The sequence below is a fragment of the Sandaracinus amylolyticus genome, assembly GCF_000737325.1.
Taxonomy (GTDB): Bacteria; Myxococcota_A; Polyangia; order Polyangiales; family Sandaracinaceae; genus Sandaracinus; species Sandaracinus amylolyticus.
This window is the reverse complement of the sequence record NZ_CP011125.1, coordinates 7,678,231-7,696,385: the sequence shown is the minus strand read 5'-3', so window position 1 is coordinate 7,696,385 and position 18,155 is coordinate 7,678,231. Positions and strand designations below refer to the sequence as shown.

At 71.8% G+C, this 18,155-nt stretch carries 19 protein-coding genes; 8 read left to right on the top strand and 11 right to left on the bottom strand.

Features of this window, described 5'->3' with window-relative positions:
- Nucleotides 1-30: 30 nt before the first annotated feature.
- Nucleotides 31-468 carry a hypothetical protein gene (locus DB32_RS32470; RefSeq protein ID WP_157069646.1) on the top strand — a complete coding sequence of 146 codons (438 nt, stop codon included), beginning with the start codon at nt 31-33 and terminating at the stop codon, nt 466-468.
- Nucleotides 469-575: 107 nt separating this feature from the next.
- The gene (locus DB32_RS32465; protein WP_169791628.1) at nt 576-3,653 is read left to right on the top strand and encodes an FAD-binding protein; all 3,078 of its coding nucleotides are present in this window, start codon (nt 576-578) and stop codon (nt 3,651-3,653) included.
- A gap of 49 nt (nt 3,654-3,702) precedes the next feature.
- On the opposite strand, the gene DB32_RS32460 is transcribed toward DB32_RS32465, so the two are convergent.
- From DB32_RS32460 to DB32_RS32440, 5 genes are read right to left on the bottom strand one after another with little or no spacing between them, the layout of a single operon-like run.
- Nucleotides 3,703-3,996, bottom strand: a complete 294-nt coding sequence (locus DB32_RS32460; RefSeq protein WP_157069645.1) for a hypothetical protein — start codon at nt 3,994-3,996, stop codon at nt 3,703-3,705.
- Nucleotides 3,993-4,436 (bottom strand): hypothetical protein, encoded by a 444-nt coding sequence (locus DB32_RS32455; RefSeq protein WP_157069644.1) that lies wholly within the window; start codon nt 4,434-4,436, stop codon nt 3,993-3,995. Before DB32_RS32455 ends, DB32_RS32460 begins: the two co-directional genes overlap by 4 nt.
- A 32-nt stretch (nt 4,437-4,468) precedes the next feature.
- Nucleotides 4,469-6,040 (bottom strand): glutamine-hydrolyzing GMP synthase, encoded by a 1,572-nt coding sequence (gene guaA, locus DB32_RS32450; protein ID WP_053236528.1) that lies wholly within the window; start codon nt 6,038-6,040, stop codon nt 4,469-4,471.
- A gap of 59 nt (nt 6,041-6,099) precedes the next feature.
- Nucleotides 6,100-6,516, bottom strand: a complete 417-nt coding sequence (locus DB32_RS32445) for a response regulator (protein WP_053236527.1) — start codon at nt 6,514-6,516, stop codon at nt 6,100-6,102.
- Nucleotides 6,517-6,556: 40 nt separating this feature from the next.
- Complete coding sequence (locus DB32_RS32440) at nt 6,557-7,171, bottom strand: rhomboid family intramembrane serine protease (protein ID WP_053236526.1); 615 nt, start codon at nt 7,169-7,171, stop codon at nt 6,557-6,559.
- 166 nt (nt 7,172-7,337) lie between these two features.
- Here DB32_RS32440 and DB32_RS32435 point away from each other — a divergent pair, with 166 nt between their 5' ends.
- Nucleotides 7,338-7,664, top strand: a complete 327-nt coding sequence (locus DB32_RS32435; RefSeq protein ID WP_053236525.1) for a hypothetical protein — start codon at nt 7,338-7,340, stop codon at nt 7,662-7,664.
- 34 nt (nt 7,665-7,698) lie between these two features.
- Nucleotides 7,699-8,184 (top strand): ribonuclease E activity regulator RraA, encoded by a 486-nt coding sequence (gene rraA, locus DB32_RS32430; RefSeq protein ID WP_053236524.1) that lies wholly within the window; start codon nt 7,699-7,701, stop codon nt 8,182-8,184.
- Here rraA and DB32_RS32425 read toward each other — a convergent pair.
- The 4 genes from DB32_RS32425 to DB32_RS47360 form a co-directional block, all read right to left on the bottom strand.
- Nucleotides 8,174-8,803, bottom strand: coding sequence for an FmdB family zinc ribbon protein (locus DB32_RS32425; protein WP_053236523.1), 630 nt, complete (start codon nt 8,801-8,803; stop codon nt 8,174-8,176). The two genes, rraA and DB32_RS32425, sit on opposite strands and share 11 nt — an antisense overlap.
- A gap of 20 nt (nt 8,804-8,823) precedes the next feature.
- The gene (gene guaB / locus DB32_RS32420; protein WP_053236522.1) at nt 8,824-10,281 is read right to left on the bottom strand and encodes an IMP dehydrogenase; all 1,458 of its coding nucleotides are present in this window, start codon (nt 10,279-10,281) and stop codon (nt 8,824-8,826) included.
- Between the two features lie 100 nt (nt 10,282-10,381).
- A complete protein-coding gene (locus DB32_RS32415; RefSeq protein WP_157069643.1) occupies nt 10,382-11,314 on the bottom strand; it encodes a hypothetical protein in 933 nt (310 codons plus the stop codon).
- A gap of 67 nt (nt 11,315-11,381) precedes the next feature.
- Nucleotides 11,382-11,624 carry a hypothetical protein gene (locus DB32_RS47360; protein WP_157069642.1) on the bottom strand — a complete coding sequence of 81 codons (243 nt, stop codon included), beginning with the start codon at nt 11,622-11,624 and terminating at the stop codon, nt 11,382-11,384.
- A 75-nt stretch (nt 11,625-11,699) separates the two neighbouring features.
- Between DB32_RS47360 and DB32_RS32405 the strand changes: the two genes are divergently transcribed.
- On the top strand, nt 11,700-13,193 hold the full coding sequence (locus tag DB32_RS32405) for a trypsin-like peptidase domain-containing protein (RefSeq protein ID WP_053236519.1): 1,494 nt from the start codon (nt 11,700-11,702) through the stop codon (nt 13,191-13,193).
- A gap of 7 nt (nt 13,194-13,200) precedes the next feature.
- Here DB32_RS32405 and DB32_RS32400 read toward each other — a convergent pair whose 3' ends face one another.
- Nucleotides 13,201-13,992 (bottom strand): enoyl-CoA hydratase/isomerase family protein, encoded by a 792-nt coding sequence (locus tag DB32_RS32400; protein ID WP_205627098.1) that lies wholly within the window; start codon nt 13,990-13,992, stop codon nt 13,201-13,203.
- A gap of 55 nt (nt 13,993-14,047) precedes the next feature.
- On the opposite strand from DB32_RS32400, the gene DB32_RS32390 reads away from it, so the two are divergent.
- The gene (locus tag DB32_RS32390) at nt 14,048-14,797 is read left to right on the top strand and encodes a hypothetical protein (RefSeq protein ID WP_157069641.1); all 750 of its coding nucleotides are present in this window, start codon (nt 14,048-14,050) and stop codon (nt 14,795-14,797) included.
- A gap of 250 nt (nt 14,798-15,047) precedes the next feature.
- Here the strand turns inward: DB32_RS32390 and DB32_RS32385 are convergent, their stop codons facing one another.
- Nucleotides 15,048-15,425, bottom strand: a complete 378-nt coding sequence (locus tag DB32_RS32385; protein ID WP_053236516.1) for a hypothetical protein — start codon at nt 15,423-15,425, stop codon at nt 15,048-15,050.
- Nucleotides 15,426-15,514: 89 nt separating this feature from the next.
- Between DB32_RS32385 and DB32_RS32380 the strand changes: the two genes are divergently transcribed.
- Together DB32_RS32380 and DB32_RS32375 are read left to right on the top strand one after the other, a co-directional pair.
- Complete coding sequence (locus tag DB32_RS32380) at nt 15,515-15,988, top strand: hypothetical protein (RefSeq protein WP_053236515.1); 474 nt, start codon at nt 15,515-15,517, stop codon at nt 15,986-15,988.
- A gap of 84 nt (nt 15,989-16,072) precedes the next feature.
- A complete protein-coding gene (locus tag DB32_RS32375) occupies nt 16,073-18,037 on the top strand; it encodes a BREX system ATP-binding domain-containing protein (protein WP_053236514.1) in 1,965 nt (654 codons plus the stop codon).
- Nucleotides 18,038-18,155: the final 118 nt, after the last annotated feature.

Sequence of the window (18,155 nt, the reverse complement as noted above, 5' to 3'; positions counted from 1 at the left end):
GACGTTGGGATCTTCGAGTTCCACGAGCTGATGGTCGCGATCTACCGCGGTCGCATCACCATCGACGTGCTGAAGGCCGTCTCGTCGAGCCAGAAGCGGCTCCACGAAGCGCACGGGCAGATCGCCGGCCTGACCCTGCTGCTCTCGACCGAGTCGTTCTCGCGCCCCGACGCGTCGGTGCGCCAATACGGCGAGACCGTCAGTCACGAGTTCGACTCGATGGCGTACGCGTCGGCGATCGTGCTGACCGAGTCGGGCCTCCACGGTGCGCTCGTGCGCAGCATCCTCACCGGGATCCAACTGGCCTCGCGGAGGCCGGTCCCGCAGCGCGTCTTCGCGAGCGTCCGCGAAGCCGTCGAGTGGATCGCCTCGAAGAACGCGGAGAGCCCGTTGGGGCCTCGCGTCGCCGAGGTCCAGCGACGCATCGAGATGCTGGCGGCGAAGCCCGCCCGAGTGCCAGTCAGATAGTCAATCTCGCAAATAGCGGAGGTGCGATGCGCCCGTGGCTGTTCGGTGTCTCGCTGGTCGTCCTCCTCGGAAGCGCGTTTCCAGCACGCGCTCAGCTCTGTCCCGCGGTGACGCCACTGACGCTCACGTGTGGAAACGGCACGTGCGACGTCGGTGAGTCCACGACGAGCTGCGTGACCGACTGCGTCGATCGGAACACACGCGCAGTCGGCTACTACTCCGAGTACTCGAGCTGTCCGGAGAGCCTGATCTACCGCCCTCGCACGATCGCGGAGATGCAGATGGCAGTGCGCGAATTGGTCGCGCAGAACCGGCGGATCAAGTTCATGGGCACCGGTCACTCGACGGCCGGGAACTTCTGCTCCGACGGCGGCGTGATCGTCACGGAGGCGCTCGACGGCATTTCGGAGATCGAGCCCTGGGGTGGCCGCGACACCGTGGTGGTCGAGGCGGGCGTGAGCTTCACGCAGCTGACCGATCATCTCGCCGCGCGCGGGAAGTGGCTGGGCTACACGGTCGTGGGCTACGGCGCGATCAACGTCGTCGGTGGCGTGGCGACGGGCATCCACGGATCGAGCACGCAGAGCACGTCGGCGATCGCGAGCCGCGTCCTCGAGATCGACATGGTGCGTCCCGACGGAACCATCGTGCGGAAGAACGCGCAGAACACGACGCCCGACGAGTGGCGTGCGCTGCGTGCGAACCTCGGCGCGCTCGGCGGGATGGCGCGAGTGCGTCTCGCGGTCGACGACATCACGAACCTGCGTGGATATTCGGAGGAGATCCCGGTCACGCAGAGCATCGTCCCGGAGGACGTCGACGCGCTGATCGCGGGCTGCGACTACGCGTTCTTGATGTTCTATCCCGCGAACGATCGTTGGGTGCGATTCTGCGGCGAGGAGACCACTGCGCCGGTGACGCATCCGGGCGCGGTGAACCACCTCTTCTCGCCCGACGTGACTCCGTTCGAGTCCGACTTCTTCCAGACCTCGGCGCAGCTCTCGGCGTGCACGCCGAGCCTCGAGCCGTTCTTCGAGAGCCAGGCGATCCAGCGCATGGCGTCGAGCCCGATCTGCATCCCCGATGGCTCGGGTGGCTGTGACCGCGTGAACGACGCAGTCGGGCCGGGGCATCGAATGCTCACGATCGATCGCTTTCCCGACACGCAGCCTCGTTATTCGCAATACGACCTCGAGGTGTCGGTGCGCGCGGAGGAAGCGGCGGCGATCCTCAACTACATCGACGAGCGCTTCGACCGCGACGGGCGCGCGATGCCGCTCGTAGGCGCGGTGGTGCGGTTCGACGAGGCGCGCGACGACACGCTGTTCGGCAGCAACGCGGTGCGTCCCGGCGTCGCGCCCGGTGATCGCCTCGTGCACATCGAGCTTCCGTTCTTCCGGCCGTATTCGTTCACCGACGCGCAGCTCGCCGACTACGCGCGGCCGTACACCGACGTGATCGCGTGGATCGTCGCGCGATATCCGCACGCGCAGCTCCACTTCGGGAAGAACACGACTGCCCTCTTCGCGAACGCGGCGCACCGCGCGAACACCGCGTCGCGACTGGCACGCTTCCAGGCGATCGTCGATGCCTGGGACCCTTATGGCGTGTTCGCGAACGACTATCTCGCGAACCTCGGCCTCACCTGGCCGCGCTACGGACAGCGCTTCTCGTCGGTCTACGTGACGGGTGACGTCGCGACCTCCGCGCACTCGCAGACGGGCTCGCTGTTCGCGATCCGGAGCGAGTCGTCGGGGCGCTGTCTCGCGATGATCGGCGAGCCCGGGCTCTTCCTCGACGGCAGCATCCTCGGGATCTTCCCCGGCGAGACGCGCAGCTGCACGGGCGCGACCGAGGACGCCAATCCGCGACAGCGCTTCTTCGTGCGTGACGTGGCGAGCGGCAAATTCGTCCAGACGCTCGAGCGCAATCGTCGCTATTCGATCCACCCCGAGGACAATCCGTACGCGATGTGCCTCGACTCGCTCTGGGGCCTCGATTATCGCTTCGCCGCCTGCAACGGCTCGACCGCGCAGCAGTTCGTGCTCGAGCTCGACGCGAGCGGCGTGGGGCGCGTGGTCGCGATGAACAACACGAGCGGCGGCTGCATGAACGATCTCGCGGGGAGCGACGCAGTCAGCGTCGGCTTCTGCTCGCCGTGGAGCAATCCGTCGAACCTCCGCTGGCGCTTCACCGCGCTCGACTCGCGCACGATGCTGCGCGTCGCGGGCGTGGGCGGAGATGCCTACTGGATCGATCGCCTCGCGATCGCCGGGCTCGATCTCTCGACCGTGAGCGGGATGAGCCTGCCGCAGCTCTCCGCCCTGATCGATGACGGAAGTGTGATCGTCTATCGCCAGCGCGTGATCGACAACCGCACGGGCGCGCCCGCGCCGGGATTCCGCGTATGTCCGCGGGGCAGCGACGGCGAGCTGCTCCACGGCGCCGATGGGCGCGAGCTCGCGTGCGCGTACACCGACACGAGCGGGTACTACACGATGCTCGGGCTGCCGCGGAACGTCGATGTCGCCCAGACGATCTCGCGAAAAGGATTCCTCCAGGCGACGATCGTCTTCACCACGACGTACGAAGACCATTTCGAGCAGGAGTACAGCGGCACTGCGTCGGTCACGGCGTCGAGCCTCGGACTGAACGTCGACTCGCGATTCCCGTTCACGTGCGGGTTCGGTCTTCGCCCCGGTTTCGGCGATGCTGCGCTCACCGTGGTGAACGAGCAGGACCCCGTCGGCTCGCGCGGCTACGGCGTGATCGAGGCGGGCGACTACGACGGCAACGGCACGGGCGGCGCGACGTTCCGCATCTATGCCGACGACGGCTCGGGCACGTTCTCGATTCCGTATCCCGACGTCGTCGGGAATCGCCCGAACGGCCCCGCCGGGCCGGACGGAATCCCCGATGGGCTCAAGTATCTCGGGCCGTCGACGAACATCCTGCTCGGCGGATCGGAAGTGCCCACCAACGATCGCGTGGACACCTACGCTCCGTATGGCGGTGCGATGGTGTTCAGCATGCCCGACGGCGTCTACGAGGCCGAGGTGCACCACCCCGATCCGAGCGTGAGCTGCTATCCGGGGCTCGATGCGTGGCTGGGCACCACGGCGAATCGCGCGCGCTTCGTGATCATCGAGGGGCACCTCAGCGACGTGCGCTTCTTCTGCGAGTGACCACGCGACGCTCGCGTGCTCCGCGTCGACGATCGAGCTCTTTGCCCGGCTACCGCGGAACCGGACGCAGCCGGAGCTCGATCGTCGTCGTGCCCGAGGGCAGCTCGACCTCGAGGTCGTGCGGGAAGTAGCCGTCCGCGGTGATGGTGAAGCGACGCGTCCCGGTGCGCGTCTCGAACGGCCGCGCGTCGAGCACGCGCCCGGTGCCGAGAAAGCGCTCGTCGGTGTAGACGCGCGCGGTGTCCGGGGTGATCACGAAGCGCGCGCGCGCCGGCGCGGCGCCGCGCTGCGCGCCACCACAGCCCGCGATCCCGATCACGAGCGCGAGCGCGAACGTCCTCATCGCGACCACGGCAGTCCCCTCTCGCTGCTCACCTCGCGCAGCGCCGCGAGCGGCACCGCGATCTCGACCACCGCACCACCATCGGCGAGCGCACGCACGCGCGTGACCTCGGCGCGCGCATCGATCACGCGATGCACGTCGGCCGCGACGGTCGGAGCCGCCGACACGCGCGCCAGCGCATCATCGGCCCACGCGTGGATCGCCGTCTCCGCGCGCTCTTCTCCGCGCGATCGCGCCGCCGCACGTCGCGCGCTCAGCCGCCCGAGCCGCTCGTCGGGCAGCCCGAGCCCGGCTGCGACCACGCGATCCTCCACGATCGCCGGCGCGACGTCGCTCCACGGCGACTCGAACGCCGCTGGCAGCGACTGCGCCGCCACCGAGACGGACGCGCTCGCGATCATCATCATCGCAGCGCCGATCACGCCACCCGATCGCGACACGCGTCCGCGCCTCGTCCTCGTCGCCCGGTCGCTCACTCCCACTCGATCGTCGCCGGCGGCTTGCTCGACACGTCGTAGACGACGCGGTTGATCCCGCGCACCTCGTTGATGATGCGCGAGCTGACCTTCGCGAGGAACTCGTACGGCAAGCGCGCCCAGTCCGCGGTCATGCCGTCCTTCGACGTCACGGCGCGCAGCGCGAGCACGTTCTCGTAGGTGCGCCCGTCGCCCATCACGCCGACGCTGCGCACGGGCAGGATCACGCTGAACGCCTGCCACACCTGCTCGTAGAGCTCCGACGCGCGCAGCTCCTCGATGAAGATCGCGTCCGCTTCGCGCAGCACGTCGAGCTTCTCCTGCGTGATCTCGCCGAGGCAGCGGATCGCGAGGCCGGGCCCGGGGAACGGATGACGCCACAGCACGTGGTGCGGCATGCCGAGCGACGCGCCGACCTCGCGCACCTCGTCCTTGAAGAGCTCGCGCAGCGGCTCGCAGAGCTTGAGGTTCATGCGCTCGGGCAGACCACCGACGTTGTGGTGCGTCTTGATCGTCGCGCTCGGGCCCTTGAACGACACGCTCTCGATCACGTCGGGATAGAGCGTGCCCTGCACGAGGTGCGTCGCGTTCTTCACCTTCGCGGCCTCGCGCTCGAAGACCTCGATGAACACGCGCCCGATGATCTTGCGCTTCTGCTCGGGGTCCTCGACGCCGTGCAGCGCGTCCATGAAGTGCTTGCTCGCGTCGACGTGCACGAGGTTGAGGCGCCCCTCGCCGTGATCGCCGATCGCGACCTGCTCCTTGAACATCTTCACGACCTCGGCGGCCTCGTTCTTCCGGAGCACGCCGTTGTCGACGAAGATGCACGTCAGGCGATCTCCGATCGCGCGTGACACGAGGACCGCCGCGACCGACGAGTCGACGCCGCCCGAGAGCCCGCAGATCGCGTGCGCCTCGGGCCCGATCTGGTTGCGGATCTTCTCGATCGCCTCCTCGACGAACGAGCCCGGCGTCCAGTCGGGCGGCAGCTGCGCGACGTCGAACAGGAACGCGCGCAGCATCTCCACGCCGCGCGGCGTGTGCACGACCTCGGGGTGGAACTGCACGCCGAAGATGCGGCGCGAGAGGTTGCCCGCCGCCGCGAAGGGCGCGTTGGGCGTGCTCGCGAGCGTCTCGAAGCCGGGCGGAAGCGAGCGCACGCGATCGCCGTGGCTCATCCACACGTCGACGTGCTCGCCGCGCTGGAACCCCTCGAGCAGGCCCTCGGCCTTGCGCACCTCGATGCGCGCCGGGCCGTACTCGCGCTCGGCCGCCTTCTCCACGCCGCCGCCGAGCAGGTGACAGAAGAGCTGCATCCCGTAGCAGATGCCGAGCACCGGCACGCCGAGCTCGAACACGCCGCGATCGACGCTCGGCGCGCCTTCCTCGAACACGCTCGACGGCCCGCCGCTCAGGATCACCGCGCGCGGCTGCATCGCGCGGATCTGCGCGAGCGGGATCGTGCACGGGTGGATCTCGCAGTAGACGCGCTGCTCGCGGACGCGCCGCGCGATGAGCTGGGTGTACTGCGAGCCGAAGTCGAGGATGAGGACGAGCGAGCGGTCCATGATGGGCGGCGGGCATACCACGCGACGCAAGTACGATCGACGCGGGCTGCTGAGGGCGCTCAGCCCTCGCCGTCGCCGCTGCGATTCCCGAGATCGGGCCGCCGCAGCGCGGTGCCGCTGCGCGAGATCGCGCCCACCAGCGCCTCGAGCACCGTGCGCGACACCGGCTTCGTCAGCAGGTCGGTCGCGAGCTCCGCGTCGACCTCGCGCAGGGCCGCCCGATCGCCGCTCGAGAGCGCGCGCCGCGCGATGCCGAGCCCTCGCGCCCGCTCGAGCACGGCGGTGCCCAGCCCGTCGGGCAGGTGCAGATCGCTCAGCACCATCGTGATGCCCGCGTCGGGCACCAGCTGCGCGAAGGCGTCGGTGACGCACTCCACCGCGACCACCTCGGCGCCCGCCTCCTCGAGGATCCGCCGCAACGCCAAGCGCAAGGTCGGCTCGTCCTCCACGATCAGGACTCGGTGGCGTGGGCTCATGCGTGTGGCTCCGACTCCATGTCCGTCTCCTCGAAGGCCTTCACGCCCGCGCCGCCTTCTCGCGCCGCGCGAGCACCCACGCCATGAGCGCGCCCGCGAGGAACCCGAAGAAATGGGCCTCCCACGACACGCCGGGCGTCCCCGGGAGCACGCCCCAGACGAGCCCGCCGTAGAGCACCGCGACCACGAGCGAGCCGAGGATCGTGCTCACGCGTCGCTCGAACCACCCGCCGAGCAGCAGGTACCCGAGCCACCCGAACACGAGCCCGCTCGCGCCGATGTGCACGCTGCCGGTCTGGCCGAACATCCACACGCCGAGCCCGCCGAGCACGATCACCGCGGCGCTGACCGCGAAGAAGTGCCAGGTCTCCCGCAGCATCACGAACCAGCCGAGCACGATCAGCGGGACCGTGTTCGCGATCAGGTGCGGGAACCCTGCGTGGAGGAACGGCGAGAGCGGGATGCCGATCAGCCCCGCGACCTCGCGCGGACGGATGCCGAACGCGTCGAGGGCGCCGCCGAGGAACACGTCGACGATCTCCTCGACCCACAGCACCGCCACCAGGATCGCGAGCACCACGCCGTGGAGCTTCAGCTCGCGCCCGAGGTCGGCGAACGTCGGCTCGCGATCGCGCTTCGTCTTCGGGGCGGTCATGAGACCTCGAACAGGCTAGCAGACGCGCTCGTTCCCATCGTTCACCCGAGGGGGCGTCGCGACGCGTGTGGGGCGGAGTGCCTCGCGATCCACGGCGCGCGCGACGGCTCGTACCTCTCCGTCATGGGCACGCGCGATGCGAATGCGCGTGGCCAGGAGGCACGACATGCCGCGTTGGAGCCCGAAGGACGAGCGCAAGTACGAGCACATCAAGGACAGCCAGGAGGAGCGCGGCGTGCCCGCCCCGCGCGCCAAGCAGATCGCCGCGCGCACCGTGAACAAGCAGCGCCGCGAGGAAGGGCGCACGCCCAACAAGACGACGCAGGGCACCGGCAACCCGCGTCGCTCGCTCGAGGACCGCACGAAGCAGGAGCTCGTGAACCTCGCGCGCGAGAAGGGCATCGCCGCCCCGAGCCGCAAGAAGAAGGACGAGCTGGTGCGCGAGCTGCGCAGCGGTCACCGCGCGGCGGCGCGTCGCTCCCGCTCGCGTTGATCGTGCCAGGCGCGGCGGGTAAGTCGCGTCGGCCATGACGAAGACCACCGATCTCTGCGACGCCCATCCCGAGCTCGTGCGCGTGTGCGATCCGATCTTCCGCTCGTACGGCGCGCGCGTCGTGTTCGACGGACCGATCGCGACGCTCAAGCTCCACGAGGACAACGCGCTCGTCCGCAAAGCGCTCGAGGAGCCGGGCGCGGGGCGCGTGCTCGTGGTCGACGGCGGAGGCTCGATGCGGCGCGCGCTGGTCGGCGATCAGCTCGCGGCGCTCGGCGCGAAGAACGGGTGGTCGGGCGTCGTCGTCTACGGCTGCATCCGCGACAGCGCGGACATCGCGACGATCGAGCTCGGCGTCGTCGCGCTGGGCACCCACCCGCGCAAGAGCGACAAGCGCGGCGTGGGCGTGGTGAACGAGCCGGTGACGTTCGCGGGCGTGACGTTCGTGCCGGGCCAGCACGTGTGGGTCGACCACGACGGCGTCGTCGTGACCGAGCGTCGCGTCGAGGTCACCGGCTGAGATCGAACGCGGCGCGCCGCTTCGCCTTCGCGGCGGAGCGCAGCGCGCCGCGCACCACGAGCGCGGCGAGCTGGGCCCCCACGATCGCGAAAAGCAGCGTCGTGTCGACGGTCCAGCGCGACACGAGCGAGAGCAGCAGCCCCGCGCCCGTGCAGACGCCGAGGATCCGGAAGCTCGCGGGCCGCCCTCGCATCCCGCCGAACCGCGCCGCGCGCAGGCTCAGGAACGCGAGCGCGAGCGCCGACGCCATCACGAGCGGCAGCGCGAGCACCGTGAGCGCGATGTCCGCCCATCGACCGACGCCGTGCGTGCGCGGGTGCGGCAGGAAGAGCCCCTCGACGATCCCGGGCTCGTCCTCCGGGCCCTCAACGTCGATCCCGTCCTTCACCGCCGCGACCTTCGCCACCGCGCGCGCTTCGTCGCTCGTGACGTCGCGGATCGGCGGGCGCGGCTTCGCGGGCTCGGGTGGTCGCGCCGCCTCGCGATACGTCTCGCTCTTCTTCGCCGCCGGCGCCGGCGCGTCCTTCTTCTTCGCAGCCTGGAACGCGCCGCAGTGCGGGCACCGCACCGCGGTCGCGCTCATCGGCCGCCCGCACGAGTCGCAGACCTTGCCCCCCATGCGGGCAAGTATGCCCGCGATCACACGCGGTAGTTCGGCGCTTCCTCCGTGACCACGACGTCGTGCACGTGCGACTCACGCAGGCCCTGCGCGCTCTGCCGCACGAACTTCGCCTTCGTGCGCAGCTCGCCGATCGTGCGGCACCCCGTGTAGCCCATGCCCGCGCGCAGACCGCCGACCAGCTGGTACACCACGCTCGAGAGCGTCCCGCGGTACGGCACGCGACCCTCGATGCCCTCGGGCACCAGCTTGCCCGGGTCCTCCACGTCCGCCTGCGCGTAGCGGTCCTTGCTGCCCTTCCGCATCGCGCCGAGCGAGCCCATCCCGCGGTACTGCTTGTAGCTGCGGCCCTGGTACAGCACGACCTGCCCGGGCGTCTCGTCGGTGCCCGCGAAGAGCGAGCCGACCATGATGCACTCCGCGCCGGCCGCGATCGCCTTCACCACGTCGCCGCTGAACTTGATCCCGCCGTCCGCGATCACCGGCACGTCGTGCTTCGCGGCCGCGCGCGCGCAGTCGCTGATCGCCGTGATCTGCGGCACGCCCACGCCGGCCACGATGCGCGTCGTGCAGATCGAGCCCGGCCCGATGCCCACCTTGATCGCGTCGGCGCCCGCCTCGATCAGCGCCTCGGTCGCCTCGGCAGTCGCGATGTTGCCCGCGACGAGCTGCACGTGCGGGTGCTCCTTCTTCGTCTGCCGCACCGCGTCGATCACGCCCTTGCTGTGGCCGTGCGCGGTGTCGATCACCAGCACGTCCACACCCGCCGCGACCAGCGCCGCCGCGCGCTCCGCGCGATCCTTGCCGACGCCGATCGCCGCCGCGCAGCGGAGCCGCCCGTGCTCGTCCTTGATCGCGCCCGGATAACGCTCCGCCTGCAGCAGGTCCTTGATCGTGATGAGCCCGACGAGCTCGCCCTCGTCGCCGACCACCAGCAGCTTCTCGATCCGGTTCGCGTGCAGCAGCTCGCGCGCCCGCTCCTGCGACACGCCGATCGGCACCGTCACGAGCTTGCGCGTCATCAGCGTCTCGACGGGCTGCGCGAGGTTCTTCTCGAAGCGCACGTCGCGGCTGGTAAGGATGCCGACCAGCTTGCCCGCCTTCACCACCGGCAGGCCCGAGATGTCGTGCCGGCGCATCGTGTCGAACGCGTCGTTCAGCGAGCGCTCGGGCTCGATCGTGACCGGGTCGAGCACCATGCCGCTCTCGGCGCGCTTCACCTTCAGCACCTCGCGCGCCTGCTCCTCCGGCGTGAGGTTCTTGTGCAGCACGCCGAGCCCGCCGTTGCGCGCCATCGTCACCGCGGTCTTCCACTCGGTGACCGTGTCCATCGCGCTCGAGAGGATCGGGATGTTCAGCTTCAGATCGCGCGTGAGGCGCGTGCGAACGTCCGCGTCGTGCGGGAGGAAGTCGGAGTACCCCGGCTGCAGCAGGACGTCGTCGAACGTGAGCGCGAAGCGCGGGGTCTCATCGAGCACGGCAGGCCTCCCTTGCGGAATGGCGGGCGAGTATAGGGCTCACCCCCCGCACCCGCGAGCGGTGGCGTGCGCGATCGCCGAGCGTGGCCCCGTGTCTCGCTCATGCGGGCTGATCGCGGTGGAACGCCGGCCTCCACCAGCGCTTCGGTCGCGCCGCGGGCTCGCTCTCGCGCAGCACGCGCTCGAGCGCGCGGCGGAGCTCGGGAGGCACGTCCTCGCCGCGCTGCGCGAGCCGCGCCAGGAGCGCGAGCGTCACGACCTCGCGCCGCCGCGCCAGCATCTCCCGCAGCGCCATGCGCCGCGACCTCCGCGCCATCCACACCACGAGCCCGACCAGCCCGATCGCCGCGCCGAGCACCAGCAGATCGAGCAGCTGCGCGCTGCGCCGCACCGTGCGCTCGAACGAGGCCACCACGCTGCTCGGCGCGCGCCCTTCCGCCTCGCGCGCCTGCCGTGCCTCGCGCACCGCGCGCTCGGTCCCGCGCACCGACTCCTCGGCGATGCCCCGCACCGTCGCCCGCAGCAGCTCCTGCGTCTCGGGGTGCGTGAGGACGTCGCGCAGCTCCTCGCGCACCGTGCCCGACGCCGACACGATCACACGATCCGTCACGTCGGAGAGCCCGGCCGCCAGGCGATCGCGGCTCTGCTCGCTCACCAGCTCGCGCGTCGCCGCGTCCACGCTGCGCTCCACCGTCGAGACCACGACCGGCGCGAGCTCGCGGTCCATCGCCGCCGCGACCGCCGCCACGATGCGTGCGGCGAGCGCCTCGATCGCCTCCGTCATCCGCGCCGCGCGCTCTTCCTCGCCGAGCGCGTCGAGCGCTCCGTCGGTCATCGTCGCGGCGAGCTCGCGCATCGCGCTGCGCACCTCGGGCGACGCGAACACCTCCGCCGCGAGCGCCTGCGTGTCCTCCTGCGCGAGCGTGCGCAGCGACTCGTGGATCAGCGGCTCGGGCACCTCGGTCGCGACGCTCCGCGCGACCGATCCACACGCCGACGTCAGCACGATCATCACGAGCGCCGCGAGCCGCATCGAGCGCGTTCGGAGCAAGCCGAGGACCCACGCGCGCGCGGCGCTGCGCCTCGCGTCGTGGTGTGCCTCAGGGGCCGCGCTCGACGTGCTCCGCCGCGTCGTGACGCCCGGGCTTGATCACCCCGCCGGGCACCGCGAGCACGATCGACTCGAGCGTCGCGCCGGGCGCGCGCGCCGCCTCGTGCACGCGCCGCTCGATGCGGTCGGGATCGTCGTTTCCGAGCATCCACTCGGCGTAGCGACGATCGCCGTCGGCCACGATGATGCGCATGCCCGGCATGCGGATGAAGCGATCCACGTGCAGCGCCATGCACGTGATCATCGACGCGCGCGCTCACCCGGCAACGCGTGGAATCGCGGGTGCCGTGGTAGCGTTCGGCGAGCCATGGCGGGGGAGAAGCCAGGCGCCGCGCGGCTCTCGTGGGTCGCGACGGTGGTCGCGATCGTCGCGGGGTGCGCGGCATTCGTGCTCGTCGGCGCGCACGTGATCGCGCTGGCGGGCGGCTCGGTCGTGGCGCCGGCGGCCGCGGTCGCGGCGGCGCTCGTCGCGTGCGTCGTGCTGCCCGTCGTCGTGGGCTGGAAGGTCGCGGGCGGCGAGGCGAAGCGCAGCGTCGTGCCCGGCGCGGTCGCGGCGCTGAACGTCGCGTGGCTCGCGCTGCTGATCGGGCTCGCGCCGGGCGCGTCGCGCGCCGTGATCGCGGCGCACGGGGACTGGTTCCTCGCCGGTCACGAGGTCGCCGCGATCCGCCGCGCGATGCGCGCGCTCGCGCCGGTCGTCGAGCGCGAGGCACCGCACCTCCCCGAGATCGCCGCGGCGCCGGCGCCCGACGACGCGCCGCGCGTCGAGGAGCCCGTCGCCGAGGATCGCGCGTGGTCGGCGCGCGAGCTGTTCGAGCGGCGCGCCGACGCGGTGGTCACGATCCACGCGCATCGTCCGGTGGACGACGAGGACGAGCTCGCCGACGTGCTCCGGCGCCTCGGGCTCGACGCGCAGACCGTGACCGGCAGCGGCTTCGTGGTGGGCGCCGGCGGCGTGATCGTGACCAACCATCACGTGCTGGGCGACGCGACGAGCGCGCGCGTGACGATGCGCGACGGACGCACGTTCGATCGCGTGCGCGTGCTCGCGACCGATCCGAGCAACGACCTCGCGCTCCTCGCGATCGACGCGGAAGGGCTCGCGGCGGTGCCGCTCGCGGCCGACGAGGACGTGCAGATCGGCGCGACCACGTTCGCGATCGGCAGCCCGCTCGGGCTCGACCACACGCTCACCCAGGGCATCGTCAGCGCGATCCGCGACGAGAGCGGCACGACGATGGTGCAGACCCAGGCGCCGATCGCGCCGGGCTCGTCGGGCGGTCCGCTCTTCGACGATCGCGGGCGCCTGATCGGCGTGAACACGCTGCTCCGCGGCGGAGGGCTCGGCTTCGCGGTGCACGTGCGCTACGTGCGCGCGCTGCTCGAGGCGACGCGCGCCGAGCGCGCGCTCTCGCCGTTCGTCGAAGGGGTCCACGTCGCGCGCTCGGAGGTGGAGGGCGCGCTCCGCCCGCTCACGCGCACCGCCCTCGAGCAGGCCGGCGTCTCGGTCGCGCGCGTCGCGGGCGACTGCATCGCGACCTGGCCCGAGGCGACGCCGGTCGTGACGGTGCGAGTGACGGGGCGCGGCCACCGCGACGTGACGATCACGGCCGACCAGGGCGACGAGGTCGACGGCTGCCTGCGCGATCGAGCCGACGTCCCGGCGCGCGTCGCCGCGATGCAGCTGCGCGGCGACGGCGCCGACGCGGTCAGCGTCACGCTGCACGTCGAAGGGCTCGGCGCGACCGGCACCGACCCCGGGCATGCGCTCGACGTCCGCATCGCGCGCCCGGCGCCGTGACGAAGCGTCAGCGACCCTCGAACCGCGCCGCGCGCTTCTCGCTCGCGGCGCGCAGCCCTTCGCCGAGATCCGCGCTCGCGTAGCTCACCGCCTGCTCGCGCGCCTCGTGGGCGAGCGCGGCCATCAGCGCCCCGCGATCGATGCCCATCACCCGGTGCAGCCCGCGGATCGCGAGCGGCGCCGCGGTCGCGATCTCGCGCGCGATCGCGACCGCGCGCGCCCGCACGTCGCTCGCCTTCACCGCCTCGAGCGCGAGCCCGAGCCGCACCGCCTCGCGCCCATCGAAGCGGCGCCCCGTGTAGAGCAGCTCGGCGCCGCGCATGGCGCCGGCGCGCAGCGGCGCGAGGTACGTCGCGCCCATCCCGGGGTGCAGCCCGAGCTTCGCGAAGTTGAGCGCGAGCTTCGCGTCCTCGTCGACCACGCAGAGATCGCACGCGAGCGCGACGCAGAGCCCCGCGCCGATCGCCGGACCCTCGATCGCGGCGAGGGTCGGCACCGCGAGCTGCGTGATCGAGAGGTAGCGCGCGTAGAAGTCGAGCATGAACGACTCGGCCTCCGCCGCGCTCACGGCGCGGAGCCGCTCGAGCATCGCGAGATCGCCGCCGCCCGAGAACGCGCCGCCCGCGCCGGTGAGCACGACGGCGCGCACCGTCTCGTCCTTCACCAGCTCGCGCACCCGCGCGGCGAGCGCGCCGCCGAGCTCCGGCGTCATCGCGTTCCGGCGCTTCGCGTCGTCGAGGATCAGCGTGACGACGCCGTGCTCGTCGCGCTCGAGGTGGACCTTCGGCTCGTGGCTCATGGGCGCGGAGATACCACGCGAGTACCATCCCGCCGTCTCGCAAAGGGGGGCTCCGATGACGCGCTCGTTCGCTGCTCGCGATCTGATCTCACTTCCGCCGCTCACCGCCGAGGACGCGTTCGCCCTCGCGTCGCAGCTCACGACCGAGGCCCGCGCCGCGCGCGCGCCGGCCGTGCTCTCCGAGCACGTCGAGGCGCTCGACGCGTCGCGCGGTCTGCTCTCGGCCCAGCTCGTCAGCCGACGCGCCGGGCCGGGCGTCGATCTCCAGGCCGCGGTCGTGGCCGATCGCGCGCTCGATCACGCGTGGGGCCTGGTGCGCGACTGGCTCGGCGCGTTCCACGGGCTCGGTGACGACGCGCCGCGCGCGAGCGAGATCGCCGAGCTCCATCGGTTCCTGTTCGGCGAAGGGCTCGGGTTCCTCACGTTCAAGTACCACGCGGAGTGGACGGCCTCGCAGCTGCGCGTCGACGCGCTGCGCGCCCGGCGCAACGAGGAGCTGGTGCGCGCGCTCGGCGGCGGCCTGTTCCTCGATCGTCTGCTCGCGGCGCACGCGCGTTATGGCGAGGTGCTGGGCATCACCGCGTCGGCGCCGGTCGCGAACGACACGAAGGTGCGCGAGGCGCTCGACGGCGTGCTCGACGCGATCCGCGAGTACGTGGTCGCGGTCGTGAGCACGGTGCGCCGCGACCGCCCGGCGACGGCCGAGCGCGCCGATCGGCTGCTGCGCCCGGTGCGCGAGTGGGAGTCCACGCCGCGCCCGGCGGCAACGTCGGTCGCGCCCCCGGCGGATCCGGCCGCGACCTGAGTGGGGGCTGGAGCACCCAAACGGGTGGGCGAAACGGGATCGCATCCCGTCTCGCTCACCCGAACGGGTGACCCGAACGGGATCGCATGCCGATGGTTGGGGGTAGCTACCCCCGAGCGATCGACACGCGTGCCGTTCGGCCGACCCTCGAGGGTGCCGCGAGCGGGATCGCATCCCGGTGGTCGGGGGTAGCTACCCCCGACGAAGCGGGATCGCATCCCGTTCCGTCGACCCTCGAGGCTCGATCGGCCTAGAGCTCACACGACGGCTCCGACCCGTCGACGCAAACCGGCGCATCGAGCCGTGGCCCCGACGCCGATTGTTCGGTGCAGACCGGGCGCGACGGGCAGCGCGGGAGCACGACCTCGAGGCCGCGCTCCACCGCCGACGTGCCGGTGCTCTCGCACACGACGAGGGCGCCGCCATCGCTCTCGCACAACACGGCGATCACGTCGCCGTCGCGGCAGACGGGCCGGTAGTTCGTCTCGTCCCCGACCTCGATGCAGTCGGCGACCCACCTTCGCTCTCGGCCCGCGTCCGCGGTCCTGCTCTCGGCGCCGCAGGCGCTCACGCTCGCGACGATGATGACGGCAGCGATCCGATGCGTGCGCACGCGTCCTCGCGTCACGGGTGCACCTCGAGAGGGCGGGCGGCTCACGCGGAGCGACGGGAAGATCGCGATACGCTCGCTCCGTATCCACGGCGGCGGAGGGAGCGATGATCGTCTACGGCACGCGGATGTATGGACGGGTCGACGAGATGCCCGAGGGCTACGTCGCCACGCAGTTCGTGCACATCTGGTTCATCCCGCTCGTTCCGATCAGCAGCATGCTGGTCACCGACGACTCGAACGATCGCAGCGTGCGCGGCGTGAAGCTCGGGTGGAGCGGCAAGTCGATCCTCGCTGCCTACCTGCGCGCCGGCGGCGTGCTCGCGACGATCGCGTGCCTCGGGTTCGCGATCATCACCGCGCTCTCGATGCTCGACGGCGGCCTCGAGCATCTCTTCCAGCGGTGGGACTACTACTCGCAGTCCTGGGTGATCGACTGGACGACGCTGATCGCGCTGCCGTTCTCGTTCGGCGCGGCGATCTTCTCGGCGCTCGTCGTGTGGGGCAGCTACAAGCTGCTCGGCCCCTGCAGCGACGCGCGCCGCCGCATGCTGCTGGAAGCCGCGACCCACCGACGTTGACTCCGACGGTCGCGCGGCGGAACGAGCGCATCTCGCCCGCGCGAGGGTTGACGTCACCGTCACACGACGACGACGCTCCCGCACATGGACGATCGCTGGCTCGCGCATCTCGTCGCGTCGCGCGCCCAGACGCTCGAGGACGTCGCGGCCGCGGGGCTCTCGACGGTCGCGATCCTCTCCGGTGACGTCGCGCCCGAGCCCGCGCTCGACGCGCTCGCCGCCGATGCGCTCGAGCGCGGCTTCGCGATCGCGACGTGCTCGCTCGCGGATGGGGGGCTGCACGATCTCGACGTCGTCGTGGGCGCGCTCGCGTCGTCGCTGCGGGTGCCGGGGACCGATCCGGGGCGGCGGCACGGGCTCGTGGTCGCGCTCGACGCGTTCGTGGCCAAGCACAAGAAGCACGCCGAGGAGCGCTTCGAGGCGCTGGCCGAGGAAGAGGCGCTCGCGGGCGAGCTGCGCGTGCTCGCGTCGCAGTACATCGCGGCGGCGACGGGGCGCACCGAGGCCCGGCGGCTCCACGCGTGGCTCGGCGGCAAGGAAATGCCGACCGACGTTGCGATGCGACCGCTCGCGGCACGCACCGCGAAGCGCGCGCTCGCGCAGCTGACGCGCCTGGTGCGCGTGCTCGGCGCGCGCGGAACCCGCATCGTGCTGCGCGACGCCGACGCGCTGGTGGAGCTGAGCGGAGGTCGGCGCGACGTCGCGTACACGGTGCTGCGGGAGCTCGTCGACAACGCCGACGGAGGGCGCGGCACCGTCGCGACCGAGATCCTGGTGGTGGGCAGCGGCGCGCTCGATCGCCGCGCCCACTCGCTCACGGAGCATCCGGCGCTCGCGTCGCGCGTCGTCCCGGTGCTGCCGCCGGGGCTGCCGGTGCCGCACCAGAGCTGGGTCTCGCTCGAGCCGCAGGTCGAGATCGATCGCGAGCCGCCGAGCGTGCGCGCGATCGAGGGCAAGCGCGCGGGCGCGATGCGCGCGCTGGTGCGGGTGGCGCAGGGGCTTCCGCCGCTCGACGCGATCGCCGAGCTGACCGTGGGGATGGACGAGGTCGATGCGCGGATCGAGCAGCTTTTCGCGCACGCGTCGAACGACGGTTCGGTGTTCGCGGTGCTGGTCGGCGAGTACGGCGCGGGCAAGACGCACCACCTGCTGCACATGGAGGCGCGGGCGCTCGCGGATCAGCGCCCGGTGCTGCGACTGGCGGTGGAGCGGCTCGACGAGGATCTCGGCAACCCGCAGCGCCATCTGCGGCGGCTGATCGAGAACGCGGCCCTGCCGCTGCGGCGGCGCGCGACGCCGATCGATCGGCTCGAGGGCTGGCTGCGCACCCCGGCGATCCGGAAGCGGCTGCGGGCGTCGCTGGATACGATCGCGCAGGGCGACGGCGACGCGGCGCGTGCGGCGGAGCGGTGCCTGCGGGGCGCAGAGGCGGGCGAGCTCGACGACGCGGCGGTGATGGAGACGCTCGGCGCCGTGGATCTGGAGAGCAAGCCGGGCAATCCGTCGTACCGGAAGGACGCGTACGGGCGGCTGCTCCTGTGGCTCGATCTGCTGGCGCGGCTGGAGGGCTGCGAGGGACCGGTGTTGATCCTCGACGAGGCGGAGAACCTGTATCGCGCAGGCGTTTCGCGCGCGGAGCGGAGGACGGCGCTGCGCTCGCTCGGGTTCTACTGCGGCGGCGCGCTGCCGAGGGCGTGCGTGGTGCTCGCGGTGACGCCCGACACGCTGGGCGCGCTGCGCGAGGAAGCAGCGGGGCTGCTCGACGAGATCGAGGGGCAGTCGACGCTGCTGCCGATGGAGGACGTGGCGATGCTGCGGCGGAGGCTGCTGCGCGCGCGGCCGATCCCGGTGACGAAGCTGGGGCGCGAGGGGCTGGCGACGCTGGCGGAGCAGGCGCATCGGCTCGCGAAGGACGTGCACGGAAAGCGGGTGGAGCGGGGGCGCGACGAGGAGGGGATCGCGAAGCTGGTGCGCGAGGCGAAGACGCCGCGGGAGCTGCTGCGGCGTCTGGTGATGCGCGGCGAGCGCGCGGCTTGGCTCGGGGAGTGAGCGGCCGACGGGCTCAACCTGGGTGACGTTCGGGGGCACTTAGGGTTGAGCTCTCGGGGCTTGTTGGGCGTCGACCGAGCGGCCATGGCGGCCGCCAGCTCGGCGCCGCCAGTTCCGC

Coding starts and splice junctions, on each gene's coding strand:
- DB32_RS47360 (WP_157069642.1), bottom strand. CDS start 11,624: ATGGCGCTGCACGTGGATCGCTTCATCCGCATGCCGGGCATGCGCATC.
- DB32_RS32380 (WP_053236515.1), top strand. CDS start 15,515: ATGATCGTCTACGGCACGCGGATGTATGGACGGGTCGACGAGATGCCC.
- DB32_RS32425 (WP_053236523.1), bottom strand. CDS start 8,803: ATGGGGGGCAAGGTCTGCGACTCGTGCGGGCGGCCGATGAGCGCGACC.
- DB32_RS32440 (WP_053236526.1), bottom strand. CDS start 7,171: ATGACCGCCCCGAAGACGAAGCGCGATCGCGAGCCGACGTTCGCCGAC.
- guaA (WP_053236528.1), bottom strand. CDS start 6,040: ATGGACCGCTCGCTCGTCCTCATCCTCGACTTCGGCTCGCAGTACACC.
- DB32_RS32470 (WP_157069646.1), top strand. CDS start 31: ATGGTCGCGATCTACCGCGGTCGCATCACCATCGACGTGCTGAAGGCC.
- rraA (WP_053236524.1), top strand. CDS start 7,699: ATGACGAAGACCACCGATCTCTGCGACGCCCATCCCGAGCTCGTGCGC.
- DB32_RS32435 (WP_053236525.1), top strand. CDS start 7,338: ATGCCGCGTTGGAGCCCGAAGGACGAGCGCAAGTACGAGCACATCAAG.
- DB32_RS32415 (WP_157069643.1), bottom strand. CDS start 11,314: ATGCGGCTCGCGGCGCTCGTGATGATCGTGCTGACGTCGGCGTGTGGA.
- DB32_RS32375 (WP_053236514.1), top strand. CDS start 16,073: ATGGACGATCGCTGGCTCGCGCATCTCGTCGCGTCGCGCGCCCAGACG.
- DB32_RS32405 (WP_053236519.1), top strand. CDS start 11,700: ATGGCGGGGGAGAAGCCAGGCGCCGCGCGGCTCTCGTGGGTCGCGACG.
- DB32_RS32390 (WP_157069641.1), top strand. CDS start 14,048: ATGACGCGCTCGTTCGCTGCTCGCGATCTGATCTCACTTCCGCCGCTC.
- DB32_RS32400 (WP_205627098.1), bottom strand. CDS start 13,992: ATGAGCCACGAGCCGAAGGTCCACCTCGAGCGCGACGAGCACGGCGTC.
- DB32_RS32445 (WP_053236527.1), bottom strand. CDS start 6,516: ATGAGCCCACGCCACCGAGTCCTGATCGTGGAGGACGAGCCGACCTTG.
- DB32_RS32460 (WP_157069645.1), bottom strand. CDS start 3,996: ATGAGGACGTTCGCGCTCGCGCTCGTGATCGGGATCGCGGGCTGTGGT.